1 protein-coding gene and 1 pseudogene are annotated in these 2260 nt (G+C 66.8%); both read left to right on the forward strand.

Annotation, left to right across the window (positions count from 1 at the left end; all coding sequences use genetic code 11):
* A pseudogene (locus ABZ646_RS45305) lies at positions 1-757 on the forward strand (XRE family transcriptional regulator); the annotation flags it as partial.
* Complete coding sequence (locus ABZ646_RS45310; protein ID WP_360533271.1) at positions 754-1641, forward strand: aminoglycoside phosphotransferase family protein; 888 nt, start codon at positions 754-756, stop codon at positions 1639-1641. The pseudogene ABZ646_RS45305 and the gene ABZ646_RS45310, both read left to right, overlap by 4 nt.
* Positions 1642-2260 lie beyond the last annotated feature (619 nt).

The following is a 2260-nucleotide window of genomic DNA, read 5'->3' on the forward strand; positions in this document are numbered from 1 at the left end:
ACGCGCTCCGCTGTACGCCGCGGTCGCCCGGCTAGGCATCGTCGTCGGCGCCAGCCACTTCGACGCATACGCTCACGAGGACGCCAGAATCGCCTTCAAGGTCGCCGCCGAATGCGCAGAGGAGGCACCCGACTGGCATTTGAGGGCCAAGGTCTACAGCTTTCTTGCCCGCCAAGCCATCTGGGTCGGCGACCCCGACGCCGGCCTGACGTACGCAGAGAGTGGTCTGGTCCGCTCCGACAGGCTCACACCGACGATCCAAGCCATGCTGCACAGCGCGCGAGCCCGAGCGTTCGGCAAGATGGGCGATGTCCGGGGCACCCTGGCCGCAGTAGGAGCGGCAGACGACGCCTTCGCAAAGTCGAACCCCGCCGAAAACCCCGTGTGGATGGCTTACTACAACGAGGCGCAGCACCAAGGCGACACCGCACATGCCTTCTGGGACCTGGCGATACTCGCCAACCAGGACCCCGCTCGCGCCAGCCACCGGTTCGAGATCGCGGTAGCCGGCCACACCGACGACTACGCCCGGTCGAGAGCGATCTCTGGCACAAAGTGGGCGAGCCTACTCATGGCGAAGGGCGACCCATCCCAGGCCGCGGCAATCGGCCAGCGGGCCCTCGACGACGCTGGCCGTCTCACCTCACGCCGAGCGGCCGATGACCTCACCGACCTCAGCCGCTTCGCCAAGCAGCACCGCGGGCTTCCCGAGGTCGAAAGCCTCCGGGAGCGCATCGCCGCTACGTTGCAGGCATGACGACTTCCGAAGCAACCTCCCGCTCAGTGCTGGTCGAGGCGTGCACTGCAGCGGGATTCAACGTGGCACACGCCGAGCCGGTTCGACTGGCAGAGAACGAGATATGGCGGCTCCCAGAGGACCGGGTGATCGTACGCATCGCTCGTACCGGCCAGTGGGCCGCCGCCGCACGCGAAGTTGCTGTGGCCCACTGGCTCGGGGAGAACGAGGTGCCCGCCGTTCAGGCTCTCTCGATCGAGCAGCCGGTTAATGCCGGGGATCGCCCAGTGACGTTCTGGGAGGAACTACCCCCGCACCGCAACGGCAGCGTTCGCGACGTCGCGCAGCTCCTCAAGCAATTGCATCGCCTGTCTGTGCCCAGTTCCATCCAGCTCGGAGACCTCGATCCGTTCGTACGAATCGCTGAGCGGATCAACGCAGCCAACACGTTGTCCGACGAGGACAGGGAGTGGCTCCAGCAGCGGCATGCGGAGCTGAAAGAGCAGTGGGAACAGCGCCCTGCGGGACTGCCGGACTGCGTGGTCCACGGAGACGCCTGGGTCGGCAACGTGGCCGACACCGTCGACGGGCCAGTGCTCCTGGACTTCGAGCGCGTGTCCGTCGGCCCTCCTGAGTGGGACCTGGTTTCGACCGCGCTGAAACTGACGACAACCGGCACCGTCACCGAGGCCGAGTACGCCGAGTTCTGTGAGCTGTACGGCACGGAAGTCACGCAATGGCAGGGCTACGAACTCCTCGCTGGGGCGAGGGAACTGCGAATGACGACGTACGCCGCCCAGTACGCCGCTGCACACCCGGAGTGGCACGCTGAGGCGCAGTACCGTGTGGATTGCCTCCGGGGCCGAGTTGCAGGTAGGCCGTGGCAGTGGACAGGCATCATGTAGCGCGTCCGGGCCAAGTCCCGGAGAGCTCGAACTCGGCTTCGGGCGGTGGCGGCCGTCAGTCTGTCGCCCAGGCCCGGTGCCGCTCGAACCATTCTCGATCCGGGTACCAGGCGAGGCAGCGGTTGGATGCCTGGGCGCCGATCAGCCAGAGGTGTGTGAACTCTTCGGGGAGTTTCGGCGGGAGTGGCGGCAGGGTGTCGGCGGTGACACAGCCCGACCAGAACCAGGCGCAAGGACACGACTCACAGCACCGCCCCCCGCCCCACGCCGATGATGTAGACGCACAATCGCATGCCCTGGAGGCGCCGGGCTTCCCGGGCATGATCCCTGCGGACCCGGTCGTAGGCGGGCGGCACGTTGCTCTGGTGACGTCAAGGACGAGCTCGCACGGGCGCCCCGGGCCGGTGCTCAAAGGAAATGGCGCGGGCGTTTGTCATACCAGTGATCTAAGGTCGTGCTGGTCGTCACCACTGGGGACGCGAGCGGCTTGCCGGCACGGAACTTCAGCAGTGTGAAGGAGACGGACCAGTGCCCGCCGCCCGCTGGTCCGCGAGGTGCGGCCGGGGGGTAAGTCCCACCCGGTCCGCTCACAAAGTTACCCAAACCCCCTGAAACATAA

Origin of the sequence: Streptomyces sp. NPDC007162 (assembly GCF_040634175.1) — a bacterium.
Taxonomy (GTDB): Bacteria; Actinomycetota; Actinomycetes; order Streptomycetales; family Streptomycetaceae; genus Streptomyces.